Below are 2422 nucleotides of genomic sequence, written 5' to 3'. Positions count from 1 at the left end.
AGGTCGGCGTCGCCGGTCTGCTGTCGGCCGAGGTCCGGGGCCCGGGGGGCCAGGCCGGTCGCGGCGGCCGCGGCGACGAGGCCCGCGGTGACCGTCAGGACGATCCCGGTACGCATGGTGCTGCCTCCCGTCGGTCAGCGGTGCGCGGCGGTGAGGACGGCAAGCAGCGGCACCACCCGCTCGGGCGGGATGTCGTAGCGCCCGCGGGCGCCGCTGCGCAGCCATCCGGCGGCGGCGAGTTGCCGCAGGTGGTGGTGGAGTTGCCCGGTGGTGCCGAGGCCGTCGAGGTCGGCGAGTTCGGCGGTGCCGTGCCGGCCGCCGAGGATCTCCCGCAGCAGTCGCAGCCGCACCGGATGGGCCAGCGCGGTGAGCGTGCCGGCCAGCGCCGTCCAGTCGCCGTCGAGCAGGTCGTCGACGGTGGCGCCGTACTGCCAGTCGTAGTGCCGGTCGGCGGTGCGGACGGTGCCGGTGTAGAGCACCGCCCCGGCGCCGTCGGCGGGCACCCGCCGCTTCAGGCCGGCGAGCGCCCAGAACACGTCCTCCGGCGCGGCGTCGTCGGCCTCGACCGGAGGCGTCGCGCCGGTCAGCCGCGCCACCTGCGCCTCCAGGGCCGCCAGCCGTTCCTCCACGCTCGCCATGCCCACCAAAGTACGGAAGTACGTAGCTACGTGCAAGTGGAGGAATGCGGGATCCCGTGAACGCGTGATGTGCGCCGCCGCCCCTCGGCCGGACGATCGGCGCATGACCGAGCCCGTCCCTTCCCCGGCCGGCGTGCGCCGCCGGCTCGCCGCGTTGCTCCTGGCCACCGCCGCGCTCACCGTGGCCGGGCTCCCCTGGGCCGCCGCCGCCGTCGGCCTGACCTGCCTCGGCGTACCGGCCGCGGTCGCGTTGCGGGACGGCCCGGCCGCCGCCCGCGCCCTGCTCCGGACGCCCCGTTCCGTTCCCACCGCAGCGACCTACCGAAGGAGCCGAGCATGACCTCCGCCGACACGCCCCAGCCGGTACGCGCCGGCGCCGGCAGCCGGGACACCGGACCGCGTGACGTGGCCCGGGACCGGGAGAACCCGGACGTGCTGACGCCGCCGCCCACCGACTCGGGCACCCTGCCCAACCTGAAGTTCTCCTTCTCCGACGCGCACACCCGGATCGAGCGCGGCGGCTGGACCCGCGAGGTGACGCAGCGGGAACTGCCGATCGCCACCGAACTCGCGGGTGTGGACATGGCGCTGGAGCCCGGCGCGTACCGGGAGCTGCACTGGCACCAGCAGGCCGAGTGGGCCTACGTCATCTCCGGCAGCTGCCGGATCGGCGCGGTCGACCAGGAGGGCCGCAACTTCCTCGACGACGTGCGGCAGGGCGACCTCTGGTTCTTCCCGCACGGGGTGCCGCACCACATCCAGGCCCTCGACGAGGGGGTGGAGTTCCTGCTGGTCTTCGACGACGGCGCGTTCTCGGAGAACGGCACGTTCCTGCTCAGCGACTTCTTCGCGCACACGCCGCGCAGCGTGCTGGCCAAGAACTTCGGCTGGACCCTGGAGCAGATGGAGAACCTGCCGGAGCGCGAGAAGTACATCTTCCCCGGCGAGGTACCGCCGCCACTGACCGAGGACCGCGTGGTCAGCCCGACCGGCGACGTGCCCCGTACGTTCAAGCACCGGCTGCTCGCCCAGGCGCCGCAGCGCTTCCCCGGCGGCACGGTCCGGATCGCCGACTCGGCGAACTTCGCCGCCTCCACCGCGATCTGCGCGGCGCTCGTGGAGATCGAGCCGGGCGGCCTGCGGGAGCTGCACTGGCACCCGACCGACGACGAGTGGCAGTACTGGATCTCCGGGCACGGCCGGATGGGCGTGTTCGCGAGCAGCGGGGTGGCCCGTACCTTCGACTTCCGGGCCGGCGACGTCGGCTACGTGCCGTTCGCCTACGGCCACTACATCGAGAACCTCGGCGACGAGCCGCTGGTGTTCCTGGAGATGTTCCGCAAGCCCCGGTTCGCGGACATCTCGCTGACCCAGTGGATGGCGAACCTGCCGGCGGAGATCAGCGCCGCGACGCTCAACCTGCCCCGCGAGATGATCGAGGCGCTGCCGAGGGAGAAGCGTCCGGTGGTGCGCTGACCGGCCGGGCGGCATCCCACAGTCGCGCGAGTTGCAGCCGGCTGCGTACGCCCAGCTTGGCGTAGACGGCCCGGACGTGCGTGTCGACCGTGTGGAACGACAGGTGCAGTCGGCCGGCCACCTGCTGCTTGGTCGCCCCGGCGGCGAGCAGGTCGGCGATCCCGGCCTCCCGGGCGGTGAGCGCGGCCGGACCGTGCCCGGGCGGCCGGGTCGCCGGACGACGGCGGGTCACGTCGAGGTGCCGGTCCCACCGCTCGGCGGTCTCCTGGTCACCCGGCGCACCGGTCCGCCCGTACACCGCCGCCGCC

4 protein-coding genes are annotated in these 2422 nt (G+C 74.1%); 2 read left to right on the top strand and 2 right to left on the bottom strand.

Features of this window, described 5'->3' with window-relative positions:
- Window positions 1–134: 134 nt before the first annotated feature.
- Window positions 135–638 (bottom strand): ArsR/SmtB family transcription factor, encoded by a 504-nt coding sequence (locus tag HUW36_RS30950; RefSeq protein ID WP_174531321.1) that lies wholly within the window; start codon window positions 636–638, stop codon window positions 135–137.
- A 103-nt stretch (window positions 639–741) separates the two neighbouring features.
- Here HUW36_RS30950 and HUW36_RS30945 point away from each other — a divergent pair, with 103 nt between their 5' ends.
- Window positions 742–978 (top strand): hypothetical protein, encoded by a 237-nt coding sequence (locus HUW36_RS30945; protein ID WP_174531320.1) that lies wholly within the window; start codon window positions 742–744, stop codon window positions 976–978.
- A complete protein-coding gene (locus HUW36_RS30940; RefSeq protein ID WP_174531319.1) occupies window positions 975–2114 on the top strand; it encodes an oxalate decarboxylase family bicupin in 1140 nt (379 codons plus the stop codon). The genes HUW36_RS30945 and HUW36_RS30940 overlap by 4 nt, the downstream gene beginning before the upstream one ends.
- On the opposite strand, the gene HUW36_RS30935 is transcribed toward HUW36_RS30940, so the two are convergent.
- The coding region (locus HUW36_RS30935) for a helix-turn-helix domain-containing protein (protein WP_174531318.1) at window positions 2053–2422 on the bottom strand (370 nt) is incomplete at its 5' end. The two genes, HUW36_RS30940 and HUW36_RS30935, sit on opposite strands and share 62 nt — an antisense overlap.

This window comes from Micromonospora maritima, assembly GCF_902825405.1.
GTDB lineage: Bacteria > Actinomycetota > Actinomycetes > Mycobacteriales > Micromonosporaceae > Micromonospora > Micromonospora maritima.
Note: the sequence above shows the minus strand (reverse complement) of the source record. Positions and strands in the feature narration are given on the sequence as shown.

Excerpts from the sequence above, each read along its gene's own strand:
- HUW36_RS30950 (WP_174531321.1), bottom strand. The coding sequence starts at position 638 with ATGGCGAGCGTGGAGGAACGGCTGGCGGCCCTGGAGGCGCAGGTGGCG.
- HUW36_RS30945 (WP_174531320.1), top strand. The coding sequence starts at position 742 with ATGACCGAGCCCGTCCCTTCCCCGGCCGGCGTGCGCCGCCGGCTCGCC.
- HUW36_RS30940 (WP_174531319.1), top strand. The coding sequence starts at position 975 with ATGACCTCCGCCGACACGCCCCAGCCGGTACGCGCCGGCGCCGGCAGC.